Source organism: Chania multitudinisentens RB-25 (assembly GCF_000520015.2).
GTDB classification, from domain to species: domain Bacteria; phylum Pseudomonadota; class Gammaproteobacteria; order Enterobacterales; family Enterobacteriaceae; genus Chania; species Chania multitudinisentens.
This window is the reverse complement of the sequence record NZ_CP007044.2, coordinates 4,308,889-4,335,735: the sequence shown is the minus strand read 5'-3', so window position 1 is coordinate 4,335,735 and position 26,847 is coordinate 4,308,889. Positions and strand designations below refer to the sequence as shown.

Genomic DNA, 26,847 nt, shown 5'->3' with positions numbered 1-26,847 from the left:
CTTGCTGCAACTTGCAACGTTTTGGGTACAATTAACCGCTATTGTAATGTAACGACATTCCCTCAGTCATAAAAACATCAGTAGCGCGTTCATTCACGTTATTGGCGCTTACTATGCCCGTTGCAGCCGGTAAAAAAAAGCAGGATCTGCCTGTCGGTCTGATTCATAGAACCGATTAATCATCTGGGGCTGTTGCAGTGACCGGGAATTCACTACACTGAGCACAGCGAGTTTAGAGAGGAAAAATATGCTTTCATTCGGTAACTTACCACGCTCTGTACTGGTGCTCGAAGGTTTAGGCATGGTGCTATTGGTGTTGTCTTATCTGAGTATTCATAACTATGTGCATTTACCGGGCCCACTGGCTTCGCAGCAGGCGGCGATTGGAATGATCTTTCTTGGCGTGACGCTGATGCTTCCGGCGGTCGTATATCTGGTTTGGCGTCTGGTGCAGGGATTCAATCCGTTAATACGCGAGCAACAGCCACCAGAGAACACGCAGCGCAACCCGTCGCCTGCCGATAAAAAAGACCCTGGTTCGCAGGAGTGAATGCGTTCATGAGTATGCCTACCAATACCGGTGATAATGTCTTTTGGGGTGATGAGTGAAAATTGCCATTCTTTCGCGTGACGGTTCATTGTACTCATGTAAAAGGCTGCGGGAAGCTGCAGAGCAGCGCGGTCATAGTATCGATATCATTGATCCACTTTCTTGTTATATGAATATCAACCCGGCGGCACCGACCATCCATTACCGTGGGCGCCAACTGGAGCGCTATGATACGGTGATCCCACGCATTGGTTCCGCTATTACCTTTTATGGCACCGCCGTGCTGCGTCAGTTTGAACTGCTTGGCAGTTATCCGTTGAATGAGTCTGTTGCCATCACCCGGGCACGTGACAAACTGTGCTCGTTGCAGTTACTGGCACGCCAGGGGATCGATTTACCGATTACCGGTTTTGCTCATTCTCCGGATGATACCGGCGATTTGATCAAACTGGTAGGCGGTGCGCCGCTGGTGGTTAAGCTGGTGGAGGGGACTCAGGGGATTGGCGTGGTGTTAGCAGAAACCCGCCAGGCGGCAGAGAGTGTGATCGATGCATTTCGTGGCCTGAATGCACATATATTGGTACAGGAATATATCCGTGAGGCCAAAGGCAGTGATATCCGCTGCCTAGTGGTTGGCGGGCAAGTGGTGGCAGCGATTGAGCGGCAGGCGAAGCCCGGTGAATTTCGTTCGAACCTGCACCGTGGCGGTACGGCTCGCAAAGTGCAGATCACGGGTAAAGAGCGTGCTATTGCGATTAAGGCCGCGGCAACGCTGGGGTTAGATGTTGCGGGGGTGGATATTCTGCGTGCCGATCGTGGCCCATTGGTGATGGAGGTGAATGCTTCGCCAGGGCTGGAAGGCGTGGAAACCACAACCAGGCTGGATATTGCTGGAATGATGATCGAATATATCGAACAGGGGGGCCGAGTGGGTTTTTGTCTGAATCCGGAGAGGGAGCGTTAAGCGTAATATCCTGGTTTTGTTGCCACAATTTTACTTTACATCAATCGTAATTATCTGATTAATGAATTTAGCGCCTTTGATCGTGGTATATCGGTTGAATATTCCGTAAGCTATGCGCCTTTTCACGTTTTCGAATATTGTGAGGCTGATAATTTATGGATTCACTCATTGTCCCCGATTTGGCGTTATTGCGACGTTGGTTGGATCAGTTGGGGATCTCGTTTTTTGAGTGTGACTCTTGCCAGGCATTGCACCTGCCGCACATGCAAAATTTTGATGGCGTATTTGATGCCAAGATTGATCTGGTTGACGATGTGGTGCTGTTTTCTGCACTGGCGGAGGTAAAACCAACGGCATTGATCCCGCTGGTGGCCGATCTAAGCCAAATCAATGCCAGTTCGTTGACCATCAAGGCATTTGTCGATATTCAGGATGATAATCTGCCTAAACTGATTGTGTGCCAGTCGTTAAGCATTGCCGTCGGTGTGGCTTACGAACAGTTTGCTCATTTTATGCAGCAGGGAGAAGAACAGGTTTCAATGGTAATTTTGGAAGCCAGGGCGAATGATCTGTTGTTTATGGGGGATGAAGAAGAGAACCTGGCTACTGCTGCCCGCCAACCTATGTTGCACTGACTCCTGCTGTGTGTTGCGCATGCCGTAGCTTTGGTGGCATGCTATGCCTGGTTATTTCTACGAAAGTATATTCTGTATTTTCCCCTATATCTCCAGATAATCATCGCCAATAATGTTGTTACTGGCGTATCACATAAAGAACTACTGCATAAAAAATCGATAAAAGGCGTTTTTTACCCCGAAGGCTGGTACACCTCGGCAACTCCGGTTATGCTTCTGATGCCGTTAAGGGCTTGCGTTTCCCTTTAGTGGCCAGTGGGTTAGACAGGTGAAAAAAGTTTATGCAATCAACTGGGTAGCCATTCATTTAGGGTCATAATGGCCGCACTCGGTTAGCCGAAGGTTTTGTATCAATTCAGGATACAAATTTACCCCCCTTGTTTTGGAGGAAGTTACGGATGGTCAACCAACGTAAAAAGTGGTTATCGGGTATTGTCACCGGTTTGCTGATGGCGGCTTCTGTCACAGCGTCAGCCGCAGATAATACGCTGCACATCTACAATTGGTCCGACTATATTGCGCCGGACACCCTCGCTAAATTCCAGAAAGAAACCGGTATTAAAGTGGTATATGACGTCTTTGACTCCAATGAAGTATTGGAAGGCAAATTGATGGCAGGCAGTACCGGTTATGATCTGGTTGTACCTTCGTCCAATTTCCTTGAGCGCCAGTCCAAGGCCGGTATTTTTGAACCTTTAGACAAGAGCAAGATACCCAATTACAAAAATCTTGATCCTGCGATGCTGCAACTGGTGGCAAACAACGACAAAGACAACAAGTACGGCATTCCTTACATGATGGTGACAACTGGCATCGGTTACAACGTTGATAAGGTGAAAGCGGTGCTGGGTGCAGATGCACCGGTTAACAGTTGGGATCTGATCCTCAAGCCAGAGAACCTGGAAAAGCTGAAGAGCTGCGGGGTGTCGTTCCTGGATGCGCCAAGTGAAGTGTATGCCACGGTTCTGCACTACCTGGGTAAAGATCCGAACAGTACCAATGCGGAAGATTACACTGGTGCAGCGAACGAGCTGCTGATGAAACTGCGCCCGAATATCCGCTATTTCCACTCTTCGCAGTACATTAACGATCTGGCGAATGGTGACATCTGTGTGGCTATCGGCTGGTCTGGCGATGTTATGCAGGCAGCCAACCGCGCCAAGGAAGCGAAGAATGGGGTGAACGTGGCTTATACCATTCCGAAAGAAGGGGCAATCGCCTACTTTGACATGTTTGCGATGCCAGCAGATGCGAAAAATAAAGAGGCAGCCTACCAGTTCCTGAACTTCCTGCTCAAACCGGAGATCGTCGCGGATATCAGCAACCATGTCTTTTATGCCAATGCGGTTAAAGATGCCACTGCGCTGGTTGATGCCGAGGTGCGTGATAACCCGAACATTTATCCGCCAGATGATATTCGCGCTAAATTGTTTGCGCTGAGTGTGCAATCACCAAAAGTTGATCGTGTTATTACCCGCGCCTGGACTAAAGTTAAAAGTGGGAAGTGACATCTAAGGATTTTGCATGCGAAATCTAACGAGCAAGATTATCTGAACAGCAGGCGGAATTCTCCGCCTGCATTGTCATTTTGGGCCATGGCAATTGCTGTGGTTGTTTGTACTGTTTTAGCCGGAGAGCACCCCGATTGAACGACGCCATTCCTCGTCCTCAAGCCAAGTCGCAGAAGGTATTTACCCCGCTGCTGGAAATCCGTAACCTCACCAAAACCTTTGATGGCCAGAATGCGGTCGAAGACGTTAGCCTGACGATCTACAAAGGCGAAATCTTTGCTCTGCTGGGCCCTTCCGGTTGCGGGAAATCCACGTTGTTGCGTATGTTAGCCGGTTTTGAACAGCCAACAGAAGGGCGGATTGTTCTTGATGGCCAAGACCTATCTCACGTTCCACCTTATCAGCGCCCAGTGAACATGATGTTCCAGTCTTATGCACTGTTCCCGCATATGACGGTGGAGCAGAATATCGCCTTTGGTCTTAAGCAGGATAAAATGCCACGGGCGGAAATCAATAATCGTGTGGCAGAAATGCTTTCTCTGGTGCATATGCAGGAGTATGCCAAGCGCAAACCGCACCAGCTTTCCGGTGGCCAGCGCCAACGGGTGGCATTGGCACGCAGCCTGGCAAAACGGCCAAAGCTGCTGCTGCTGGATGAGCCTATGGGGGCACTGGATAAAAAACTGCGCGATCGCATGCAGCTTGAAGTGGTGGATATTCTTGAACGCGTGGGAGTAACCTGCGTCATGGTCACCCACGATCAGGAAGAAGCGATGACCATGGCTGGGCGTATCGCCATCATGAATCGCGGCAAATTCGTGCAGATTGGTGAGCCGGAAGAGATTTATGAGCATCCGAACAGTCGTTTCAGCGCTGAATTTATTGGCTCTGTCAATGTGTTCGACTGCCTGTTGCAAGAACGGCGGGATGATGCGCTGATCCTGCAAAGCCCCGGTTTACGCCACGCATTGAAGGTTGATCCTGATGCCTCGGTGGTGGATGGTGTACCGATCCAGGTCGCCTTGCGCCCGGAAAAGATCATGCTGTGTGAGGATGTGCCGGAAGATGGCTGCAATTTTGCGGTGGGTGAGGTGGTGAATATTGCTTATCTGGGGGATTTATCAATCTACCACGTGAAATTGCTCAGCGGGCAGATGATCAGTGCTCAATTGCAGAATGGCCACCGTTTCCGTAAAGGGATGCCGACCTGGGGTGATGAAGTTCGCCTGTGCTGGGAAACCGATAGCTGTGTGGTTTTGACGGTGTAGTTGAGAAGGTGAGGAGTAACCATTATGACATTGCTTTCTGAACGTACATCTAAGCCTCCGGCCCGTACACCCGGCCCAGTGAAAGTGTTTATCCAGCGTTTGCAGATGGCCCATGGCCGCAAGCTGGTGATTGCACTGCCTTACCTGTGGTTAGTGCTGTTGTTTATGCTGCCGTTCCTGATTGTGTTCAAAATCAGTTTGGCAGAGCTGGCGTTGGCAGTACCGCCTTATACTGACCTGATGAGCTGGGCGGATGGCAAACTTGATATTGCGCTGAATTTTGCCAACTATCTGTTGCTCACTGACGATCCGTTATATATCGATGCTTATCTGCAATCCTTGCAGATTGCCACCATTTCTACGTTGTGCTGCCTGATCATTGGTTACCCGCTGGCGTGGGCGGTGGCACACAGTAAACCTTCAACCCGCAATATTCTGTTGTTGCTGGTGATTCTGCCATCTTGGACCTCGTTCCTGATCCGTGTTTATGCCTGGATGGGGATACTGAAGAACAACGGCGTGCTGAATAATTTCCTGATGTGGTTAGGCGTGATCGATCAACCATTGGTGATCCTTCATACCAATCTGGCGGTATATATTGGCGTTGTTTATTCCTATCTGCCGTTTATGGTGTTACCGATTTATACCGCATTGATACGCTTGGATTATTCGCTGGTAGAAGCTTCGTTGGATCTCGGTGCCAAACCGCTGAAAACTTTCTTCAGCGTGATTGTTCCGTTGACGCGTGGCGGCATTATCGCGGGTTCGATGCTGGTGTTCATCCCGGCGGTGGGGGAGTTTGTGATCCCAGAACTGCTCGGTGGGCCGGATAGCATCATGATTGGCCGCGTGTTGTGGCAGGAGTTCTTCAACAACCGTGATTGGCCAGTGGCTTCTGCGGTTGCCACCATCATGTTGCTGTTGTTGATTATACCAATTATCTGGTTCCACAAGCACCAGAACAAGGAAATGGGAGGGCAGGGATGAATAACTTGCCGGTTGTACGCTCGCCATGGCGCATCGCTATTCTGGTGATAGGTTTCACTTTCCTTTATGCGCCGATGTTGATGCTGGTGATCTACTCGTTCAACAGTTCCAAACTGGTTACGGTGTGGGCGGGTTGGTCTACGCGCTGGTATGTCGAACTGTTTAACGATTCAGCGATGATTAGCGCTGTCGGTCTGAGTCTGACCATTGCGGCAGCTTCGGCGACTGCGGCGGTGATCCTCGGCACCATTGCCGCCGTGGTGATGGTGCGTTTCGGGCGTTTTCGAGGATCCACCGGTTTTGCCTTTATGCTGACGGCTCCGCTGGTAATGCCAGATGTGATTACCGGTCTGTCATTGTTGTTGCTGTTTGTCGCGATGGGGCATGCATTCGGCTGGCCATCGGAACGGGGAATGCTGACCATTTGGCTGGCGCACGTCACATTCTGTATGGCCTATGTTTCGGTGGTGATCAGTTCACGTTTGCGTGAGCTTGATCGTTCTATCGAAGAAGCCGCTATGGATTTAGGGGCTACCCCGTTGAAGGTGTTCTTTGTCATCACGTTGCCGATGATTGCTCCGGCGCTGATCTCGGGCTGGATGCTGGCATTTACTTTGTCGCTGGATGATCTGGTGATTGCCAGCTTTGTCGCCGGGCCAGGGGCAACTACGCTACCAATGCTGGTGTTCTCCAGCGTGCGTATGGGGGTGAACCCTGAAATTAACGCCTTGGCGACGCTGATCCTGTTGGTGGTTGGGGTACTCGGTTTTATTGCCTGGTGGTTTATGGCGCGTGCGGAAAAACAGCGTGCGCGGGAATTGCAAAGGGCTGCCCGTGGCTGAATGCCTTGATTAGCGATTAATCTGGCTCGATGCGCCGCCTGATTAGGCGGCGTTTTTCATTCCCGACAAATAAGTTTTTGCCGGTATAGGGTGCTACAATTTGTTCCCTCATCGGGTTTCTGATTTTACGGTTAATATTCATGCATTGTGCTTTGTACTCAGTTGGCAGCTGTCGTTCCTGCCAGTGGTTGGGAAAACCTTATCCGCAACAACTGGCTGAAAAACAACATCACTTACAGTTATTGCTGGCTGAGCAGCCGGTTGCACAATGGTTGGAGCCGGTGACCGGTGAGCAAAGCGCATTTCGTAACAAGGCAAAAATGGTGGTCAGCGGCAGCGTTGAACGCCCGCTATTGGGCATGTTGCACCGCGACGGTACGCCGGTTGATTTGTGTGCCTGCCCGCTTTATCCATCTCATTTCTCGGTGGTATTCAGCGTACTGAAAAGCTTCATTGCCCGTGCCGGGCTAACGCCGTACAACGTAGAGCGCAAACGCGGAGAACTGAAATATCTGCTGTTGACTGAAAGCACTTATAACGGCGGAATAATGCTGCGTTTTGTGCTTCGCTCAGAAAGCAAGTTGGCTCAGTTGCGTACCGCATTGCCCTGGTTGCAGCAGCAATTACCGCAATTGCAGGTTATTTCAGCCAATATTCAACCGGTACATATGGCGATCATGGAAGGTGAACGCGAAATCCCGTTAACCGAACAGCAGATGCTGGAAGAACAGTTCAATCAGATCCCGTTGTATATTCGCCCACAGAGTTTTTTCCAGACTAACCCGCAAGTTGCCAGCCGTTTATATGCCATCGCTCGGGATTGGGTGCACGCATTGGGCATTAGCAGCATGTGGGATCTGTTCTGCGGCGTGGGGGGATTTGGTCTGCATTGTGCGCAGCCGCAAACGCGGTTAACCGGTATTGAAATCAGCGCAGAGGCGATCGCCTGTGCCAAGCAGTCTGCGCAAAGATTGGGTTTGCAGCACGTTGATTTCCAGGCGCTGGATTCCGCCCGTTTTGCAAGCGCAGAGGGCCGTGTCCCGGAATTGGTTCTGGTTAATCCACCTCGCCGTGGGATTGGCCAAGATTTGTGTGATTATCTGCACCAGATGGCACCAGGTTACATTCTTTATTCGAGCTGCAATGCGCAGAGCATGGCAAAAGATATTTCAATGTTAGCGGATTACCGGATTGAACGTGTGCAGTTGTTTGATATGTTCCCACATACTGCACACTATGAAGTGCTGACGCTGTTGGTGCGGCATTAAACAGGGCCCGATCTGGCCCTTGATTGGTGTTATTTCAGTGCAGCAAACTTACTGCGGGAACCACTTGTCGTTGATCGTTTTATAGGTGCCGTCAGCCTTGATGGCATCCAGCGCGGCATTCAGTTTGGCCAACAGTGCCTGATTATCCGGGCGTACAGCAATCCCTAAGCCAGCGCCGAAGTATTGTGCATCGGTGATATGCTCACCCACTGGGGCCAGGTTCGGGTCATTTTTCAGCCATTCATTGACGACGGCGGTATCGCCAAAGACACCGTCAACACGGCCGTTTTTCAGTTCCAGAATAGCGTTCTGGTAGCTGTCATAAGAAACAGTATTGATGTCAGGATGCTTATCCTGCATGTATTTCTGGTGCGTGGTGCCATTCTCCATTCCGACTTTCTTCCCTTTCAGATCTACCAGCGAGTTGAATTTCCCTTTCTGGGCCACCACAATTGCCGAGTTGGCATAGTAGGGTTGAGTGAAAGAAACCTGCTTGCTGCGTTCTGGTGTGATATCCATTCCTGAAATAACGGCATCGTATTTTTTGAATTTTAGCGCGGCGATCAGGCTGTCAAATGCCTGGTTGGTGAAAGTGCAATTGGCTTGCATCTGTTTGCATAATGCTTTGGCCAGATCGATATCAAAACCGACAATCTGGTTATCGGCGTCAAGGGATTCGAAAGGAGGATAGGTTGCTGAAGAAGCGAAACGAATGGTATCGGCAGCCGCTGCGTTAAAGGTGATCCCCGCTAGCAGGGTGGCAGCAAGTAAGCGTTTTTTCATAGGTAAAACTCCTGTCAAAAGATATTTATTATGCCGAGTGGCTTATGGGGGACTATGCGGATAAACTGCCATTTAATGAATTAATATGCAATATTTTTGGTTTAATATTTATTTGGTGTATGGGAAAGGGTTTTATCGCATTAAGGCTGGGCTAGGTAATGGGCTGTTGTGGCCCTGAATTCCATACTGTTACGCCGAGACTGGCAGAACTTTTGGGGGCTTTATTGAGGGGCCTGTGCGGTTCGATAACATCAAGGCCCCAATACCACTTGGCGAAATCATTGAGTTGTGGCGAGCTTACTTCAAGGCTGCGACAAAGCGGGTTGAATACTCAAACTGGGTAGTCTGCTCCGGGTTACCAGAATGCTCGGCATCGGCCCATTGCCCACCACCAGGGTTATCGCGCGTCAGGCTCCAGATTGCAATCAGATCCATCGCATTGGTTTTCGCGAAGGCGGTCAGGATGTCGATGTCGGCGAATTTAAACAAAGTACCATCGTCGTTAATCCCGATCATTGGAGTAATCTGCACTTTTTCATAAAGCTGAGCTTCGGTCAGCGTAGGGTAAATAACAGCTAGCTGTTCTTTCAGGCTGGTTGCCGCCTGAACCGCAGCCACCCCCATTTCGGTATGGCTTGGGCTGTAATAATCCATCGCCATACCGTTAATTTTCATTTGCAGCCCGGCGGCTTTGGCTTTCTGGACCAGCGCCAACCCCACGCCAGTCAGGCCGGTTGGCATAATGGGTAACGTCAGGCTCATGGTCACCGATGGGTTTTTCGCTTTGATCGATTGTAACGCTACGAAGGCCTTATCCTCATTATACAAGCCATTCTCAAAATCAAAGTCCAGATGCGTTGCACCAAGCTGATCGATCACCTGTTGGTAAACGGTTATTAGTTGCTCTACCGTCATCACGTTAGAAATGTCGGCGTTCGCGGCTCCGCCGAACGATACTGCGACTTTCACTCCCCCGGCGATCAATTCCTGGGCCAATGGCTGTGCCCAATCAATTGGCATTGTTGGCTGAGCTGACCAGCAAGCCTGATTATTTGATGCCGCCGTAAGGAAACCGAAGAACAGCATATCTATACCGATATTAATCGCCGCATCACTATAAATTTTATTCGGTCGCCCCTGTGGGTAATTCTGCCAGTCGGACCATTCCGCATTAATGCTAACATCAATGAAAGGTGCGAACTTTGTCTTTGTCATAATTAATTCCTCTTTGAAAGTTTAAAATCACCAGCCAGCGTAATCAACGAGAATCAAGCTACTTCATTGCGGAGAAATTAAAAAACGAATCATTTTCACAATATCCTCTAAAGGAATAGTTGGTAATCATAATAAAAGTTGTTCATTATTGAAAAAATAAACAACACTCGACAGATAAAATAGATACTACAACGGCAATAATATTTCCCGCTCTTTGCTAAGAACCCTATATCTCCTAGATCCCTAGTCAGGTAACATGCGGTTTTTTAATGTTGCCTATTCATAATCTCTGCTCCCCAATGCTTTGCGTCGCTTACATTATCCCGCTGATGTTATCGCTCAGTGTGTTCGCGGGTATTTCGCTTTTTCACCGTGCCTAAAAACATATAGCCAAGCCCTGATTGTGTAGTTCGTTACATTTTTAACGTGAAGTTTATTTGTTCCTTATTAATAAAACTTTCAATCTCACCTAGGAGAAAAATGATATTGTAAAATCATGCCTAACAAATCTGACATTCAAAATACATGTGCTGATATTTTTCATTAATATATTAAAAAATGATGGTTAGCATAAATGCTTCCATACTTGATACTATTGCAGATACGGTCGTGTCTGATATAAACAATACAATAGTCATATGAAGGAAAATATTAGTGAAACAGGAAATGAATTTCCCGCTAGTTTTAAATTTTTCAATTAACTGGTCCTAAAAAAGGAAAATTACGATGAGCAATATTATTTCTGAACAAAAAGATCAATCCATGCTGCGTCATGGCCACGTTTCCTCACCAAAATCTCGTGCTTATTTGGCTTGGGAACAAGGATTGATTGATTCAGGTATGCTGAATCAACGTGAAGCCGGTAAGTTTTTCCCGGCTGTAAAACGCGGTCAGAACGATCCATTTGCACCGAACGATATTGTCAATGCACTACCCCCGCGTGATGGTGAAATTGCAAGTGCCAACCAGGGCAATGGGCACGTTCTTGATGAGCCTGGTACACATTGGGCCAAACATGATGTGGAGTCAAATCAGCTACTTCGTATCAGCTGGCACTATACCGCTGTACATACAACCCGGCGTTGGAATTACTTCATCACGCGCCCCGATTGGAACCCGAACATGCCACTGAGCCGTGCACAGTTTGAAGATAAGCCATTCTATCAGGTACAGCTTACCGAACAGCCTTACTGGGAGTACAATGCCGAACTGACACCGCCTAATCCAACTGAACATGATGTCATGCTGCCTGAACGTTCTGGGTATCACGTTATGCTGGCAGTATGGGAAGTCGCCAATACAGGTAACGCGTTCTATCAGGTTATCGATCTTAACTTCATTAATAGCTGCGGCTGTGATTCGAAGTAGGGGGTCATTTGAGTTTAAAGACTGTGTAACAGCACGCTGAGTTTTTTCAAACTGCCCCTAATTTGGCCATCTAACTTGCAGTGTTATGATGGTTCTATTCGGCCATATAGATTCATTAATGATAATAGCCAAGTACATTGTAAAGATAAATAAAAACGCTAATGAGGTGTTATATGTACACTTACATTAATTCTTGTCAAAATAATTACCCAGGTCTTGACAGAGGATTTAACGAACGTTACAGGCTTGACGAAAATTTATCCCAAAAACTGGGGGAAGGGATTTATCTGGCTAATAATGCTCAGGATGTTCTAGATATATTGAATAAAATTGTCATGCTTGCTGGAACATTGCCCTCTGGGAAAGTCCGTATGATCTCCGGTGGCCATTGCTATGAAGATTTCACTTTCCAGAGCCAGACAAATAACCCGAATGGTACAAGATATGTTATTGACCTTAGCAATATGCGGGAAATTTATGAAGAGTCGGTAGATGACATAACCTACGTGGTGGTTGAACCCGGAGCCTCAAATTGGTTAATCCAGCAAAAGCTACATTCAGCCTATGGTGTGGCTTTGCCAGGTGGTTCCTGTTATTCCGTTTGTGCAGGTGGTCACATCGCGGGCGGTGGTTATGGCTTGCTCTCTCGCCTACATGGCTTGACTGTTGATTATCTTGCCGGTGTGGAGATGATTATTTCAGATGGTGCAGGAGGTTTTAAGCTGCGTAACTTTAACGTGGTGGATGCTGATAGGTTAAATCTGGCGTGCAGAGGGGCTGGAGCAGGGCATTTCGGTGTTATCACTAAGTATTATTTTGCTAAAGAGGCTCTTCCTCCTGCGCCAGAGCATGCATTATTGGTTACTTTTCCAGTACCGTGGAGTCAATTTATTAATGACGACCAAACGGTGAATACAGGGGAGTTTCACTGTTTTATACAAGCCTATTTCACCGCCTGTAAAACGCTTGCTCCACAAGGATTCGCCCTAGGTAAATTTACGGCTAGGACCTCTGCTGATGATGTAATGTCGATTGTTATGCAGGTTGTTTATGGACCGAATTCTGGCCACTCTGCAACCCTGGGGGGGATTGAAGTTGCCCCATTGCTGACAAAAGCTGCCGCTCGGGCAGTGATTGATGACTTCAGAAATTCACTTTCCTGTTGGATTGCAGCTTCTGTAACCTCAGTTTATCGTGCTCAACCATTCTTCTTGCATGGTCATCCCGTTTCAGCATCAATATCACTAGATATGATTTACGATCTTCCATGGATTGACATGACACAATTACTTAATGGCTCAGGAGAAAATCAGAATGGTAAGTATAAAAGCAGTAATATTGTCAAAAATTTTAATCAACAAGAATCCGCTGCGATTGCAGAATTTCTGACAAATACGCAGGCCGAAAATCAGGCCCCTCCAGATGCTGACTTGACTCAAACCCTGATTCAAATTGACAGCTATGGAGCACAAATAAACGGTATGGATATTAACGTCACACCAGTTAAAACTGTCGTCGCCGCACGTGGTTCCATTATGAGAATTCAGTACCAAACCTACTGGAAAAACTATGAGGACACGATGGAACCCACATTACGGGAAACAAAGATTGTCACGTGGTTTAATGCTGGTTATAACAACATACACAGTCGGGCTCAGGGTCTGGTGACAAATAATGGCTTCCCATTGTGGGGAGATAAATATCAGGGCTGCTATATTAATTACCCTGACCGCCAGATCGGTGTAAACAGCGGATATAAAGCCGATCCTGGTCTTGTTTATGATGGTGATTTTTGCGAATTGTACTTTGGTACAGCAGTTGCAGCCACATTGAAAACCATCAAAAAAAATGTTGATCCCGATAATTTTTTTACCTTTGCCCAATCAATTCCTGTTACAACGCCAAAGTAGGCCCTGTGGAACGACGCTGTGATTTGATAACATTTGTTGGAATTCAAATCGTTTTGACGGGTACACACCTTCCTGGCGGGTATCAAGTTGATACCCATGATACGTAAAGGGCAATATCAACATCTGCAAAATGATGAGTTGCCACCGGTGAAACAATTTTATCTGTCGTCGGCCTAAAAAATCGGCTGCGCAACTTTTGCTAGTTTACCTACGCTAATGCGCCAGAGCCGAAAAAGCCCTGCACTGAGTGAGCAGGGCGGGAGAGAACAAAGAACCATCAGTTACGCTGTTCAAATGCCAGGGCGCGGCGCTCAACCAAGCGCATCAGCAACGTCAGCAAACCGTTGACGCACAGATAAACGATACCCGCCGCGCCGAACACCATCACATCATAAGTGCGGCCATACAGCAGTTGGCTGTAGCCCATCACTTCCATCAGCGTAATGGTATAGGCCAACGAGGTGCTTTTGAATACCAACACCACTTCGTTGGAATAAGACGACAGCGCACGTTTAAAGGCAAACGGCAGCAGAATACGCAACGTTTGCTTGCGCGACATCCCCAAGGCTTCACAGGACTGCCACTGGCCGCTTGGAATAGCACGCACCGCGCCGTAGAACAGTTGGGTGGTGTAAGCAGCACTGTTCAGCGCCAGGGCGATCATTGCACACAGCCAAGGCTGTGAAAGCAGGTTCCACAACCACGGATATTCACGGATCGCCGGGAACTGACCAGGGCCGTAGTAGATCAGGAAGATTTGCACCAGCAAAGGCGTGCCGGTGAACAGCGTGATGTAGGCTTTCACCAGTAAGTTGAGAACCGGCGTTTTTAGCGTCAGGATCACCGTCAGTACCAGCGACAGCAGCAATGAGACAATCAATGCTACAAGGGTCAGCGTCAGGCTGGTATGCAATCCTTTGAGGATCTGCGGTAAGAACTCAAGCATCAGGATGGCCCCCGTTCAAAACGCGTGGTACGGAGTTCGATCCGTTTGAGGATGTACTGGCTGAGTAGGGTAACGAGCAAATAAATTACCGCAGCGATTACATACCAGGTAAAGGGTTCCTGAGTACGGGTAGCAATACTCTTGGTTTGCAGCATCAGATCGTTAACGCTGATCAGCGATACCAGTGCGGTATCTTTCAATAACACCAGCCATTGGTTACCCAGCCCTGGTAAAGCGTGGCGCCACATCTGCGGCATGATCAGGCGGAGGAAGATTGCAGCTTTGCTCAACCCCAGCGCCTGACCGGATTCCCATTGGCCCTGCGGCACCGCTTTTAGCGCACCGCGCAGCGTCTGTGAGGCATAGGCTGAGTAGAGCAGGGCCAGAGCGATCACACCGCACAGGAATGGGCTGACATCGAAGTTGTCGATAGTCACCTGTATCGGGAGTTGGAACAGGCCAAAATTCAGAGTAAAGCCGTCAGACAGCGTCAGCAACAGCTGCGATGAGCCAAAATAGATGAACAGCACCACCAGGATTTCTGGCAGCCCGCGCAGCAGGGTCACCCAGGCGGTGCCGAGCCAACTGACCAGTTTCCAGCGTGACGATTCCCAGATGGCAAACAACATCGCCAGAATCAGCCCGAGAACCAAGGCGCAAACGGCAAGGCCGATGGTCATTCCAGCGGCGCTTGCTAAAGGTTGGATTTCATTCATGGGTGATGATTACTGCTGGAACCATTTTTGATAGATGGTTTGGTAAGTTCCATCTTGCTTGATTTTTTCCAGGGCGGCGTTGAACTTGCCCTGGAGTTCGGTATTTTGCTGACGTACCGCGATACCCAGGCCAGAACCGAAGTAACCTTGGTCGGCCACTTTGTCGCCCAGGCTGGCTAAGGCTGTATTTTGCTTCAGCCATTCATTGACCACGGCGGTATCACCGAATACGGCATCAATCCGGCCATTCTTCAGATCCAGAATGGAGTTCTGATAGCTATCGTAAGGCACCGCTGTGATTTCCGGGTGCTTATCGAGCAGGTATTTCTGGTGAGTCGTGCCGTTCTGCACGCCAACGCGTTTGCCTTTTAGCGCAGCGACATCGGCCACTTTGTCCTTTTGCGTAATGAATAACGCGGAGTTGTCATAGTAAGGCTGGGTGAACAGAACCTGCTTTTCACGTTCTGGGGTGATATCCATACCTGAAATCACCGCATCATAACGCTTGAATTTCAGGCCGGGGATCAGGCTGTCAAAGGCTTGGTTGGCAAAGGTACAATCAGCCTGGATCTCTTTACATAAGGCATTAGCCAGATCGATATCGAAACCCTGAATTTTATTATCCGCCCCGATAAACTCGAACGGAGGATAGGAAGCCTCAGTAGCGAAACGGACGGTTTCGGCTGCGGAGGCGGCAACGCTGATGCCAGCCAGAACGGTGGCAATGATGAATTTTTTCATCGCAAACTCCCCTAAAAACAGCAAATCAGATTTATTAGTGTGATAAGTAGTTAGCAAACTCGGTGGTCTGCGGTTGTGCAAAGTGGCTGGCATCCCCTTGTTCCACCACATGGCCGTTTTCCATATACACGACGCGGCTGGCGGTTTTGCGTGCAACTTCGACCTCATGGGTAACAATCACCTGGGTGATGCCCGTCCCGGCCAATTCGCGGATGATACTGACAATCTGGGCGGTGATTTCTGGATCCAGTGCGGCAGTCGGCTCATCAAACAGCAACACCTGTGGCTCCATCATCAGCGCACGGGCGATAGCCACACGCTGTTGCTGCCCGCCTGAAAGATGTAGCGGAAAGCGATCGACAAAGTCGGCCAGGCGCAGGCGCTGGAGCAACTTATCGGCACGCTCCATCGCTTGGGATTTGCTCAGGCCCAATACCCGGCAAGGAGCTTCGATCAGATTCTGCACTACGGTCAGATGGGGCCAGAGATTATATTGCTGGAATACCATGCCGACATTTTGGCGCAGTTCACGGATGGCTTTTTCTCCAGGGTTTTGCTTGAAGTCGAACTGATTGCCTGCGATTTGCAGATGGCCTGAACGTGGCATTTCGAGCAGATTAAGCACCCGCAGTAATGAACTCTTCCCCGCGCCGCTTGGGCCAAGCAACACTAAGGTTTCCCCTGCTGGGCAATCCAGCGTGATGTTAAACAGCGCTTGGTGGGCGCCGTAAAAGCAATTAATATTTTTTAGTTGAATACTCATGCGCCAAAATTGAATAGACATTGATATCGTAGATGTTAACTTCCGTAGAATACTTATGCAATCTTCGTGAGTTAAAATTTACAACTGTGCGTTGTAACGGTAAAAGAATAGCACAAGATACCGTAAGTTACGCATGTCGAGCTGATTTGTCGCACATTGTGTGTTATTAGCGGCAAGTTTTCTTAAACCGCGGAAGAATTGAGCATAATCATGGCATATTGTTGGCAACCAGCGTATAGCGTGCACCGGTTGCCTAGGGGTATACCTTCTATCATCCCACCTTGTGTTCCTCTGTTTTGACTATGAAATGTGGTGGCAGGCGTTTGACCATGCTGGCATGACGCAGTGGCATGGGAGTTGACTCCGCTGTTGACTATGCGGGTGATATTTTTAGGCTAACATGTTGCCAGTGAGTCATCGGCGCCGTGTCACACTCCCTTGCAAATCAGATAGTTCTGTTATCATTTGTTGGCTATTGGATACAGATTAATCAAGGTAAGTTACAAATTGCCGGAGAAATCGGTGAATGAGAAACACAGGAAGAAACAGGTGAACATCAGGATCAGCTCAGGATTTGTTGCCATAATATTCGTATTGCTGATGAGCTGTCAGAACTCACGGCCTGGCACAATTGTGGATCACGGCAATTATCAACTGGAAACGCTGCATCAGGCGCAGGGAGTGGATAAACGTATCCGTTTTCTGGTGATTCATTACACCGCCGAAAATTTTCATTCTTCGCTGAAAACCCTGACGGATGAACATGTCAGTGCCCATTATCTGCTGCCTGCATACCCGTCATCACGCAACGGCAAACCGTTGGCTTTTCAACTGGTTCCAGAAGAGATGCGCGCCTGGCACGCAGGAGCCAGTTATTGGCGTGGGCGCAGCCATCTGAATGACACTTCAATCGGTATCGAACTTGTGAACCAAGGCTTAAGCCGTTCTATGTTGAGCACCGAGTGGCAGCCTTATACCCGTGAGCAAATCGATCTGTTGATTCGCCTCAGTGGCGATATTGTGCAGCGTTACGCCCTGCGGCCCACGGATGTGGTTGGCCACAGTGATATTGCGCCGCAGCGTAAACAGGACCCTGGGCCGCTATTCCCCTGGCAGCAATTGGCGCAGGCGGGCATCGGTGCCTGGCCAGATTTGCTGACGGTAGAACATTATCTGGCAGGGCGCGATAAACAGATGCCAGTGCCGATGGCGCAATTGCTGGAGAAACTGGCACGCTATGGTTACGGGGTTGATCCGCAATGGGATTTGCAACAGCAACGGAAGCTGGTGGCCGCATTTCAGATGCATTTCCGGCCCAGGGATTACCGCGGTGAGCCGGATGCAGAAAGTGAGGCAATCATTGATGCGTTGCTGAGTAAATATGGTGCGGCGCGCTGATCGCACTGCTTCGTCAATCAAGCCGGTGGTTGGTTGTCGAATTCCTCTGCCAACTGGGCGATACGTTTAGCCATGCCGCGGAAAATAAACAGGTGTGCGGGCATCATAATAAACCAGTAAAGCAGCCCGCTGAATCCGGCTGGGTGCCACCAGGCGCGCACGTCAAGCTGGCGGTGGTTGCCAAGCTCTTTGATGCTGAATGTCAGTCTGCCGAGGCCTGGCGCTTTCATACCGAACATCAGCGCTAATTGGTGCAGCGGTTTCATCGTGATCACTTTCCAGCCATCAACCAGATCGCCGATCTCCAATGTTTCCCGCTGCGGGCGCCCGTAAACGATCCCATTACCAATCATGTCATCCATGCGCGCACGAATTTGCCACAGAATATTGGCATAAAAGTAGCCCTCTTTACCGCCCAGTTGCTGTACCACATGCCACAAAGCAGCGCTTGAGGCCTGCGTATCCAGCGTGCAACCCGCCTGTTTTGGGTAAAAGCCGTACCCTGGCCGCCAACGGGCCCGTGCTTCAGGATCGTAACCCCAATCAGCGGAATCGATCACTTCATCTTCGCGGCGAAGCGTTTCTCTCACTGCTTCATCAAAAGTTTGCAGTGTCTGTGGGATCAAGGTTTGCAGCGGCTGGCCGTTGGCTGGAAGGTCATGATTCAGCCCCTGAATCAACGCGCTGGCAATCGAAGTGGGAACCGAAGTGATCATGCTGATAAACCATACGGAAATAAAGCGTGTCGGTAGCGGTATCGGGATCAACCAACGTTTTTTACCGCTGATAACGATAAAACGTTCGAACAGGGTTTGGTAGCTGATGTATTCCGGCCCGGCGACATCGAAAATTCGGTTTTCCAGCGCCGGGTGTTGCAGTAATTCCGTCATGTAAACCAACAGGTTTACCAGTGAAACCGGAGAGGATTTTGAACGCACCCAGCGCGGTGGGGTAAGAATGGGCAGGTTGTAGACCATATCGCGCATGACTTCGAATGCGGCTGAACCGGGGCCGACAACGATACTGGCCCTTAATTCGGTGATTGGGATACCGCTTTGCCGCAGAATTTCACCCGTCAGTTTGCGTGCTATCAGGTGCGGCGAGCTCTCGCCTTCGGGTTGTAATGCTCCCAGGAAAATCACCTGTTTGACATTAGAGCCACGCAGGGCGTCACGCAGGTTTTCTGCTGCCTGGCGTTCCTTTTCAATAAAATCACTGCCGTCACCCATGCCATGAATCAGGTAGTAGACAGTATTTATTTGCCACAGTGCTGCGGCCAGCGTTTCCGGGCGATAAACATCGACGTAACGGCAATTCACTCGCGGCCAGTTTTGCTCCTCCAGCCATTCTAGACGACGTGCTGCGGCGGTGATTTCATGGCCCTGTTCTACCAGGCAGGGGATCAGATGTTGGCCGATGTAACCACTGGCTCCGAGAACTAAAATTCGCTGGGGTATCATCAATGTAGCCTTATATCATTTGCGTCAGTGTTAACAAGGTAACAGGATGCCAAATTTGCTGATTAAATGCATTTTTTGTGTGGGTATATTCAACGCATTCCTCATGGCGATTTATCCGCTATTTACAAAGTAACGGGGAGAGAATATTGCATTTGAATTGCTGCCAGTCCACTATACGCAGCGATCTTGCTATGAGCCCATGTATTCCATGAAAATCAATCATTTCTGTTATCTCTGTCTGGGGTTGGTATTGACTGGCTGCCTGTTTTTCTCATTGCCTCTTTGGCTTGGAATGCTGCTGGTTAATCTGTTGACGCTGTGGGTTTATGGTTGGGATAAACTTGCCGCCTGCAAAGGGTGGCAGCGGGTGCCGGAAACGACTTTATTGCTGTTCGGCGTGGTGGGCGGTTGGCTAGGGGCCATACTCGGCCAATGGTTATTCCGGCATAAAACGCAAAAGCAGCCATTCAGGACCTATTTTATACTCAGTGTGGTGCTTAACCTGTTGCTGGTGCTGGCTGCCGGTTATTGGTTTTATGGCCGGATGGTGGTTTGAAGGCAGGCAGTAACGAAAAAATACTCCCCTGATGACAGTATCAGGGGATGGGTTGAGGTCAAGCGTGCTGATGCAGAAATGCCTGCCACAGATCCACGACTTTTTGCAGATCCTGACGGCTGACGTTGAGATGTGTCAGGATGCGAGTTAATGGGCCAGCACTGAGCAACACGCCGTTTTCACGCATCCAGGGGCCAAGTTTGGCAGCCATTAGCGGGGATTGGCGCAGATACAGCACGTTAGTCTGTGCACCGGGTTCAACGATATCGATACCAATCTGGCGCAGTTGCTGTTCCAGCCATTGGGCGTTGTCGTGATCCTCTTTCAGCCGTTCCACATGGTGTTCGAGCGCATATAAACCCGCAGCGGCCAAAATACCGGCCTGACGCATACCGCCCCCGGTCATTTTGCGCCAGCGGAGGGCGCGTTGAATAAACTCCTCACTGCCGCACAGCAGCGAGCCTACCGGTGCCCCTAATCCTTTTGACAGGCAAATGGTAAAGGTGTCGCAATATTGCGTGAGGGTTTTCAGTGGAACATTGAGGGCGACCGCCGCGTTAAAAATACGTGCGCCATCAACATGCAGCGCCAACCGGTGTTCACGGGTGAACTGCCAGGCTTGTTGCAGGTAATCAAGGGGTAATACTCTGCCGCCGATGGTGTTTTCCAGGCTCAGCAGGCGGGTTTTAGCAAAGTGGATATCATCAGGCTTGATTGCCGCCGCCACTTTATCCAATGACAGAGTGCCGTCGGGGTTGGCCTCTATTGGTTGCGGTTGAATGCCACCCAACACGGCAGCGCCACCGGCTTCGTATTTGTAGTTGTGCGCCTGCTGGCCAACGATGTACTCCTCACCACGTTGACAGTGGCTTAACAGAGCCACCAGATTAGCCTGGGTGCCGGTGGGTAGGAACAGAGCGGCTTCTTTACCGGAAAGCCGGGCGGCTTCGGCTTGCAGTGCGTTCACCGTTGGATCGTCACCGTACACATCATCACCCACATCAGCGTCTGCCATGGCACTACGCATGGCTGCACAGGGTTGAGTGACGGTATCACTGCGTAAATCAATGAGCATACACATCCTTATCACCAATCAGAGAGATGGCTTTCATCATAACCGGATTACGGAATTGAAAAAGCAGAAAATACAGAGCGCGATGCCTGGCGCGCTCTGAGGGAAAGCAGCTGCTTATCAGGCGAGGGTTACATCGCTGTGTAACTGGCAGCTACAGGCTAAAACGTAGCCTTGTTCAATCTCTGCCGGGGTGAGCGTCATCGTGCTGGTTGTGGAGTACTTGCCTGCCACAATGCGGGTTTTGCAGGAACCGCATACCCCGGCACGACAGGCAGCGTTAACCGGCAGTTTGTGGGCTTCCATGGCAGCCAGAAGCGAACTGCCAACGGGCACGCGAAACTCGCGCAACGGTTGGCCGATGCGCAACGTCAATTGCTCGCTTTGCACTTCGTGCTGCTCTGCGGAAGTATGGAATTGCTCCTTGTGGAAGCATGAGGCGGGAACGCCAAGTTGCCCACAGAGTTGTTCCACCTGTTGCATATAAAGCTCGGAACCACAGGCCATGACGGTACGTTCAATGATATCCGGAACCACCTGTTGTAAAAAGGGGGCGCTGATACGGCCATTCAGCAAATCTGACTGCGCCCCTTGCTTGGCTATCAGCGTTAACTGCAACTGTGGATGAGCGGTACACAGATCTTGCCATTCATCAGCAAAAATCACGTCTGCCAGCGTGCGAACGTTATAGATCACCTGAATATCGCATTGCGGGCGATTCGCCACCAGCCAGCGGCACATCGACATCACAGGTGTGACGCCACAACCGGCAGCCAGCATCAGATAGCGATCGCTGGGGTGCTGAACGCAGTTGAAATCCCCTTGAGCGTCAGACAGCCATAGTACATCACCGGGTTTTACTTCCTCTGTCAGCCAGCGTGAGCCAATGCCTTCCGGTAAACGCCGCACGCTGAGGCTGATAAAACGGCTTAAACCGGGTGAGGAGGACAGGGTATAAGCACGTAGCGTGTCGTCACTGTGGCGAATACTGACCAGTGCAAACTGGCCGGGCTGGTAGAGATAAATATCAGGGCTAATCAGGTTCAGCGTCCAGACATCGGCGGTTTCCTGCTGGATGGAGTGTACCTGCATTGGGTTGGGGCAAAGTGGACTGGGTGGGGTCATCATGTACCTCAAAACAAACGGGGCCACCGTTACCATGGGTAGCCCCGAAAAGTGGCATCAGCCGAGCAGGGTTTGCATATCCTGTTCTACGGTAGTGATCGGGCTCAGACCGAATTTTTCATTCAGTATCGCCAGCAGATTATCCGTCAGGAAAGCGGGCGCACTTGGGCCTGTGACGATATTTTTCACCCCCAATGACAGCAACGTCAGCAGAATGACGATCGCTTTCTGTTCAAACCAGGACAACACCAGGCTGAGTGGCAGATCGTTCACCGTGCAGCCAAGTTTCTCAGAGAGTTTCACCGCCAGCATCACGGCTGAATAAGCATCGTTGCACTGGCCGACATCCAGCAAACGCGGCAAACCTTCCAGTGTGCCAAAGTCCAACTTATTGAAACGGTACTTACCGCATCCCAGGGTCATGATCAGGCAATCCTGCGGTACGCTACGGGCGAAATCGGTAAAGTAACTGCGTTCATCACGGCTGCCATCACAGCCGCCGACCAGAAAGACATGACGTAATTTTTTCTGAGTGACCAGATCGATCACCGTATCGGCAGCGTTCAACAGCACCTGGCGGCCAAAGCCGATGGTGATCAGGTGTTCCAGTTCATTGTAAGGGAAGCCGTTGAGCTGCTGAGCCTGGCTGATAACCGCGCTGAAATCTTCGCCTTCCAGATGATTGACGCCCGGCCAGCCAACGATGCTGCGCGTCCAGATGCGATCGCGATAATGGCCGACATCAGGATCGATAATACAGTTGGAGGTCATTACAATCGGGCCGGGGAATTTGGCGAATTCGGTTTGCTGGTTCTGCCAGCCGCTGCCGTAGTTACCGACCAGATGGGTGAATTTTTTCAGCTCCGGGTAAGCATGTGCAGGCAGCATTTCACCGTGGGTATACACATTGATGCCCATCCCTTCTGTCTGTTCCAGCAACAGGCGCAGGTCTTTCAGATCGTGGCCGGAAATCAGGATCGCTTTGCCTGCCACCGGGCGCACGTTAACCGAAGAAGGTTGAGGATCGCCATACGCCAGAGTTTCACCACGATCGAGCATGGCCATCACACTGAAGTTCATTTTACCGATGCCCATGGCGTTGTTCAGCAGAGTATCGACATCGCGGGGTTGAGTACCCAGCCAGGCCATAAACGCGTGGTAATCGGCATAAATCTGGTTATCGGATTGCCCCAGAACGTGAGCATGTTCCATGTAGGCGGCGGCACCTTTCAGGCCATACAGGCACAGCATACGCAAGCCGTGGATATCGTCACCCACTTCGGTTTTATCAGTATTGAGGGCGAATTGTGCCGCCTGTTGTACTAGTGTGGGAATATCGTTGCCAGCCAATTGCAATGCGGCCAGTGGATGATCAACGCGCACGCTGGCATCCAACAGGCGGCAGCGGGCGGCCAGCGATTCACGCTGGGCAATGGTTTCACGGGCGTAGCCGATGATGCGTTCGGAATCGAAATTCACGTTGGTCAGCGTGGAGAAAAAGGCACGTGGGGAAAAACTGTCGATGTCGTGATCGACAATCCCCAATGCTCGTGCCTGCAAAGCCCAGGCAGAAAGCCCTTGCAGCGCGGCGACCAGTAAATCTTGCAGGTCGGAGGTTTCTGCTGTTTTACCACACATTCCTTGAGCGTAAGAGCAGCCATTACCTGCCGGTGTACGGATAGTTTGTTCACATTGCACGCAGAACATAATCGCTTCCTTTTTTAAGTTGTATTTATAATGCCAGTTTAAGAGCATAGATCGGTAATGCACACTTAAAAAGGCCTTTGTAATACAACATTGAGCAAGTTTGATTTAGAACAAGTTCGCGTGCGGATGGGAATTATTACGATCCTCGTTTCATCATTTTTCACGTTGCAGATGCATTGATCTTTCCCGTTAGGCGAATAATGCAGGGGGGAGTGGCAAGGGCGCGATGAACCGCGCCGCGAAGATCAAGAAAACAGGGCGATGAGCACCGGTGCTAATAGGCTTAACAGAAAACCATGCACGATTGCTGGGGGAACGATTTCCAGCCCGCCGCTGCGTTGCAGAACCGGCAGGGTAAAGTCCATGGAAGTGGCGCCACATAACCCCAGCGCTGAAGAACGGCTGCGGCGTACCAGCGTGGGGATCAGCATAATGGCGACCAGCTCGCGCGCTAAATCGTTAAAAAATGCGGCACTACCCAATACTGGGCCATAAGCATCGGTAATCAGGATGCCGGAAAGAGAATACCAACCGAAGCCGGAAGCCATTGCCAGCCCGGTTTTCAATGGCAGCCCCAGCAGTTGTGCCGCCAAGGCACCGCCAGCCAGCGCGCTGGCAGCGACGACCACCGCCACTAACAGGCCACGGCGGTTGAGCACAATCTGGCGCAGCGTCATACCGCTGTTCCGTAGCTGAATACCGACCAGTAATAGCAGAAAAATCAGAGCATATTCGCTGCCTGCGTTGGCCCACTGCAACCACGGCCATTGGGTTAGCCCCAGTGCAAAACCACCCAACACCACGCCGCATAGTTTCAGCGATTCCAGCGCCATGTGCAGGCGTGAAGGCAGTTTTTCCTGCCTGTGGTTATTTTTCCACGGATGGCGGCGTTCCAACAGAACGAGTAACAACAGATTGGCGCAGAAAATGCACAGGAAAAACACGGCGGTGTACTGAAATATCAGCACCAGATTGCTGCTGAGATTCTCCAAAAATGCCAGGCTGATCCCCATAAAGAACAAAATGACATACACCATCCAGCTTAACAGCCGGTTAATGGCCTGAATCAGGGCTTTGCTGCGCAAAGGGATAAGATAACCGGCGACCAGCGGAAACAGAATAATCAGCAGTCCTGAATACATGATGAAACGAGAGTCCTTTAATCTGGGAGAGAAAGCCGGGAACCCGGCAAGCTCAACACGCTAACTAAAATGAACGCTGGAGTAAAGCGGCAGATTTGGTGACGCTTGCTTGACCTGTAAGGTTTTTTTTTGACCATTCTCGAAGGAAATTATAGGGTCGTTTATCTTTTTGTATTTATGCTACAAGGGTTAGTGGCGCTCACTGATTTTTGCTTAGGGAGTGCATGAGAGGTGGTCGATGTTCTTAGAACGTATTGAGATTGTAGGATTCCGTGGCATAAACCGGCTTTCACTGATGCTGGATGACAACACGGTATTACTGGGTGAAAACGCCTGGGGTAAATCCAGTTTACTGGATGCGATGACGTTTCTTTTAGCGCCGGAACAGACCTTATACCGTTTTGAAACCCGTGACTTCCACTTCCCGCCAGGAGATGAAGCCGCCAAAGAACGCCATCTACAGATTATTTTCACGTTTTGTGAAAAGGATATTGGTCACGCACATTTACCCCGTTATCGCCATCTTTCACCGCTTTGGTCGAAGGGGGAGGATAATCTGAGCCGCATTCACTACTGCTGTGAGGGGGAACTGGAAGATGATGGCACGGTGTGTACCTGGCGCCGTTTTCTTGATGCTAACGGCAATGCGCTGCATCTGCATCATATCGATCAACTGGTGCGTGCGCTAATCCGCATTCATCCGGTATTACGCCTGCGTGATGCGCGCTTTATCCGCCGCCTGCGCCCCAGCTCACTCACCGATCATCTTCCCGCTGACAACGAAGCCCTGGCGCAGCAGTTGGATCAATTGACGCGTGAACTGGTACGCAATCCACAAAAGCTGACCAATTCCGAGCTGCGTCAAGGGTTGGCGGCAATGCAGCAGCTTCTGGAACACTACTTTGCTGAACAGGGGTCACAAGTGGCGGGGCCACGCCGCCATCGCCATACCAGGGAGCCGCAGGCATGGCGTTCGCTGGATAGCATTAACCGCATGATTGCTGAACCCAACAGCCGCAGCATGCGCCTGATCCTGTTGGGAATGTTCTCCACGCTGTTGCAGGCCAGGGGCAATGTCAAGCTCGATCCTCATGCCCGCCCCTTGTTGCTGGTGGAAGACCCGGAAACACGTCTGCACCCCATTATGCTGTCGGTTGCCTGGAGTTTGCTCAATCAGATGCCGTTGCAGCGGATCACTACCACCAACTCCAGCGAACTGGTTTCTTTGGTGCCGGTGGAGCATGTTTGCCGCCTGGTGCGTGAATCTGCCAGGGTGGCGACTTACCGCCTCGGGCCGCGTGGTTTAAGCCCAGAGGATGGGCGGCGCATTGCGTTTCACATTCGCTTTAACCGTCCTTCTTCATTATTTGCCCGCTGTTGGCTATTGGTTGAAGGGGAAACCGAAGTCTGGCTGCTGAACGAATTGGCGCGCCAGTGTGGTTATCATTTTGAAGCAGAAGGGATACGGGTCATTGAGTTTGCCCAATGTGGCCTGCGGCCATTGCTGAAATTTGCACGCCGGATGGGGATTGAATGGCATGCTTTGGTTGATGGCGACGAAGCGGGAAAAAAATATGCTAATACCGTCCGCAGCCTGTTGGATAACCATGAAGATAATGAGCGCGACCGTTTAACTGCGTTACCGGCACCGGATATGGAACATTTTATGTACAAAGAAGGGTTCAGTGCGGTTTATCACCGGGTGGCCGCAGTTCCCCTCAAAGTACAGATGCCGGTGCGTAAAGTGATCATCAAAGCGGTACATCGTGCTTCAAAACCGGATTTAGCCATTGAAGTGGCAATGCAGGCGGGAGAATGGGGCGTTGATTCGGTGCCTCCTTTGCTGAAAAAAATGTTTTCGCGGGTGATCTGGCTGGCGCGTGGCCGGGCCGATTAGGATGAAAATGTGCGGCGATGATT

The 26,847-nt window shown here is 50.2% G+C and carries 24 protein-coding genes and 1 pseudogene; 14 read left to right on the top strand and 11 right to left on the bottom strand.

The genetic code is table 11. The features are described from left to right. Positions 1-247 precede the first annotated feature (247 nt). The 8 genes from Z042_RS19160 (at position 248) to rlmC (ending at position 8,025) form a co-directional block, all read left to right on the top strand. Positions 248-550 (top strand): YbjC family protein, encoded by a 303-nt coding sequence (locus Z042_RS19160; protein WP_024911864.1) that lies wholly within the window; start codon positions 248-250, stop codon positions 548-550. Between the two features lie 55 nt (positions 551-605). Beyond that, positions 606-1,514, top strand: a complete 909-nt coding sequence (gene rimK / locus Z042_RS19155; protein WP_024911865.1) for a 30S ribosomal protein S6--L-glutamate ligase — start codon at positions 606-608, stop codon at positions 1,512-1,514. Between the two features lie 155 nt (positions 1,515-1,669). Beyond that, a complete protein-coding gene (locus Z042_RS19150) occupies positions 1,670-2,149 on the top strand; it encodes a type III secretion system chaperone family protein (protein WP_024911866.1) in 480 nt (159 codons plus the stop codon). Positions 2,150-2,547: 398 nt separating this feature from the next. Further along, complete coding sequence (potF, locus tag Z042_RS19145) at positions 2,548-3,657, top strand: spermidine/putrescine ABC transporter substrate-binding protein PotF (protein WP_024911867.1); 1,110 nt, start codon at positions 2,548-2,550, stop codon at positions 3,655-3,657. A 137-nt stretch (positions 3,658-3,794) separates the two neighbouring features. After that, a complete protein-coding gene (gene potG, locus Z042_RS19140; RefSeq protein WP_024911868.1) occupies positions 3,795-4,928 on the top strand; it encodes a putrescine ABC transporter ATP-binding subunit PotG in 1,134 nt (377 codons plus the stop codon). 24 nt (positions 4,929-4,952) lie between these two features. Next, positions 4,953-5,915, top strand: a complete 963-nt coding sequence (potH, locus tag Z042_RS19135) for a putrescine ABC transporter permease PotH (protein ID WP_037406178.1) — start codon at positions 4,953-4,955, stop codon at positions 5,913-5,915. Next, the gene (potI, locus tag Z042_RS19130; RefSeq protein ID WP_024911870.1) at positions 5,912-6,757 is read left to right on the top strand and encodes a putrescine ABC transporter permease PotI; all 846 of its coding nucleotides are present in this window, start codon (positions 5,912-5,914) and stop codon (positions 6,755-6,757) included. The genes potH and potI overlap by 4 nt, the downstream gene beginning before the upstream one ends. Positions 6,758-6,897: 140 nt before the next feature. Further along, on the top strand, positions 6,898-8,025 hold the full coding sequence (rlmC, locus tag Z042_RS19125) for a 23S rRNA (uracil(747)-C(5))-methyltransferase RlmC (RefSeq protein WP_024911871.1): 1,128 nt from the start codon (positions 6,898-6,900) through the stop codon (positions 8,023-8,025). A 48-nt stretch (positions 8,026-8,073) separates the two neighbouring features. Here rlmC and artJ (Z042_RS19120) read toward each other — a convergent pair whose 3' ends face one another. After that, positions 8,074-8,808, bottom strand: a complete 735-nt coding sequence (gene artJ / locus Z042_RS19120) for an arginine ABC transporter substrate-binding protein (protein WP_024911872.1) — start codon at positions 8,806-8,808, stop codon at positions 8,074-8,076. Positions 8,809-9,105: 297 nt separating this feature from the next. Next, the gene (locus Z042_RS19115) at positions 9,106-10,023 is read right to left on the bottom strand and encodes a chitinase (protein ID WP_024911873.1); all 918 of its coding nucleotides are present in this window, start codon (positions 10,021-10,023) and stop codon (positions 9,106-9,108) included. 726 nt (positions 10,024-10,749) lie between these two features. On the opposite strand from Z042_RS19115, the gene Z042_RS19110 reads away from it, so the two are divergent. From Z042_RS19110 to Z042_RS26670, 3 genes and pseudogenes are all read left to right on the top strand, one after another. Further along, positions 10,750-11,391 carry a lytic polysaccharide monooxygenase auxiliary activity family 9 protein gene (locus tag Z042_RS19110; protein ID WP_037406180.1) on the top strand — a complete coding sequence of 214 codons (642 nt, stop codon included), beginning with the start codon at positions 10,750-10,752 and terminating at the stop codon, positions 11,389-11,391. Between the two features lie 173 nt (positions 11,392-11,564). Continuing rightward, positions 11,565-13,301, top strand: a complete 1,737-nt coding sequence (locus Z042_RS19105; protein ID WP_024911875.1) for an FAD-binding protein — start codon at positions 11,565-11,567, stop codon at positions 13,299-13,301. A gap of 33 nt (positions 13,302-13,334) precedes the next feature. Beyond that, a pseudogene (locus Z042_RS26670) lies at positions 13,335-13,478 on the top strand (IS6 family transposase); the annotation flags it as partial. Positions 13,479-13,578: 100 nt separating this feature from the next. On the opposite strand, the gene artM reads toward Z042_RS26670, so the two are convergent. The 4 genes from artM to artP are packed head-to-tail and all read right to left on the bottom strand — an operon-like array spanning position 13,579 to position 16,467. Next, entirely contained in the window at positions 13,579-14,247 is a 669-nt protein-coding gene (gene artM, locus Z042_RS19100; protein WP_024911876.1) for an arginine ABC transporter permease ArtM, read from the bottom strand. Further along, the gene (artQ, locus tag Z042_RS19095) at positions 14,247-14,963 is read right to left on the bottom strand and encodes an arginine ABC transporter permease ArtQ (protein ID WP_024911877.1); all 717 of its coding nucleotides are present in this window, start codon (positions 14,961-14,963) and stop codon (positions 14,247-14,249) included. Before artQ ends, artM begins: the two co-directional genes overlap by 1 nt. Before the next feature lie 9 nt (positions 14,964-14,972). Then, positions 14,973-15,704 carry an arginine ABC transporter substrate-binding protein gene (gene artJ, locus Z042_RS19090; RefSeq protein ID WP_024911878.1) on the bottom strand — a complete coding sequence of 244 codons (732 nt, stop codon included), beginning with the start codon at positions 15,702-15,704 and terminating at the stop codon, positions 14,973-14,975. Between the two features lie 34 nt (positions 15,705-15,738). Further along, entirely contained in the window at positions 15,739-16,467 is a 729-nt protein-coding gene (artP, locus tag Z042_RS19085) for an arginine ABC transporter ATP-binding protein ArtP (RefSeq protein WP_154667060.1), read from the bottom strand. A gap of 555 nt (positions 16,468-17,022) precedes the next feature. Here artP and Z042_RS19080 point away from each other — a divergent pair. Continuing rightward, on the top strand, positions 17,023-17,865 hold the full coding sequence (locus Z042_RS19080) for an N-acetylmuramoyl-L-alanine amidase (protein WP_024911880.1): 843 nt from the start codon (positions 17,023-17,025) through the stop codon (positions 17,863-17,865). Positions 17,866-17,882: 17 nt separating this feature from the next. Here Z042_RS19080 and Z042_RS19075 read toward each other — a convergent pair whose 3' ends face one another. Further along, positions 17,883-19,325, bottom strand: coding sequence for a DUF2867 domain-containing protein (locus Z042_RS19075; protein WP_024911881.1), 1,443 nt, complete (start codon positions 19,323-19,325; stop codon positions 17,883-17,885). Positions 19,326-19,533: 208 nt separating this feature from the next. Between Z042_RS19075 and Z042_RS19070 the strand changes: the two genes are divergently transcribed. Continuing rightward, positions 19,534-19,881 carry a DUF1294 domain-containing protein gene (locus Z042_RS19070; RefSeq protein WP_024911882.1) on the top strand — a complete coding sequence of 116 codons (348 nt, stop codon included), beginning with the start codon at positions 19,534-19,536 and terminating at the stop codon, positions 19,879-19,881. A gap of 58 nt (positions 19,882-19,939) precedes the next feature. Here Z042_RS19070 and ltaE read toward each other — a convergent pair whose 3' ends face one another. From ltaE to Z042_RS19050, 4 genes are all read right to left on the bottom strand, one after another. Beyond that, a complete protein-coding gene (gene ltaE / locus Z042_RS19065) occupies positions 19,940-20,956 on the bottom strand; it encodes a low-specificity L-threonine aldolase (RefSeq protein WP_024911883.1) in 1,017 nt (338 codons plus the stop codon). A 117-nt stretch (positions 20,957-21,073) separates the two neighbouring features. After that, positions 21,074-22,078 (bottom strand): NADH oxidoreductase, encoded by a 1,005-nt coding sequence (gene hcr / locus Z042_RS19060; protein ID WP_024911884.1) that lies wholly within the window; start codon positions 22,076-22,078, stop codon positions 21,074-21,076. Positions 22,079-22,135: 57 nt separating this feature from the next. Then, positions 22,136-23,785 carry a hydroxylamine reductase gene (hcp, locus tag Z042_RS19055; protein ID WP_024911885.1) on the bottom strand — a complete coding sequence of 550 codons (1,650 nt, stop codon included), beginning with the start codon at positions 23,783-23,785 and terminating at the stop codon, positions 22,136-22,138. 245 nt (positions 23,786-24,030) lie between these two features. Then, complete coding sequence (locus Z042_RS19050) at positions 24,031-24,927, bottom strand: LysO family transporter (RefSeq protein WP_024911886.1); 897 nt, start codon at positions 24,925-24,927, stop codon at positions 24,031-24,033. 238 nt (positions 24,928-25,165) lie between these two features. On the opposite strand from Z042_RS19050, the gene Z042_RS19045 reads away from it, so the two are divergent. Beyond that, positions 25,166-26,824 (top strand): ATP-dependent endonuclease, encoded by a 1,659-nt coding sequence (locus Z042_RS19045; protein ID WP_024911887.1) that lies wholly within the window; start codon positions 25,166-25,168, stop codon positions 26,822-26,824. The last annotated feature ends 23 nt before the right edge of the window (positions 26,825-26,847 follow it).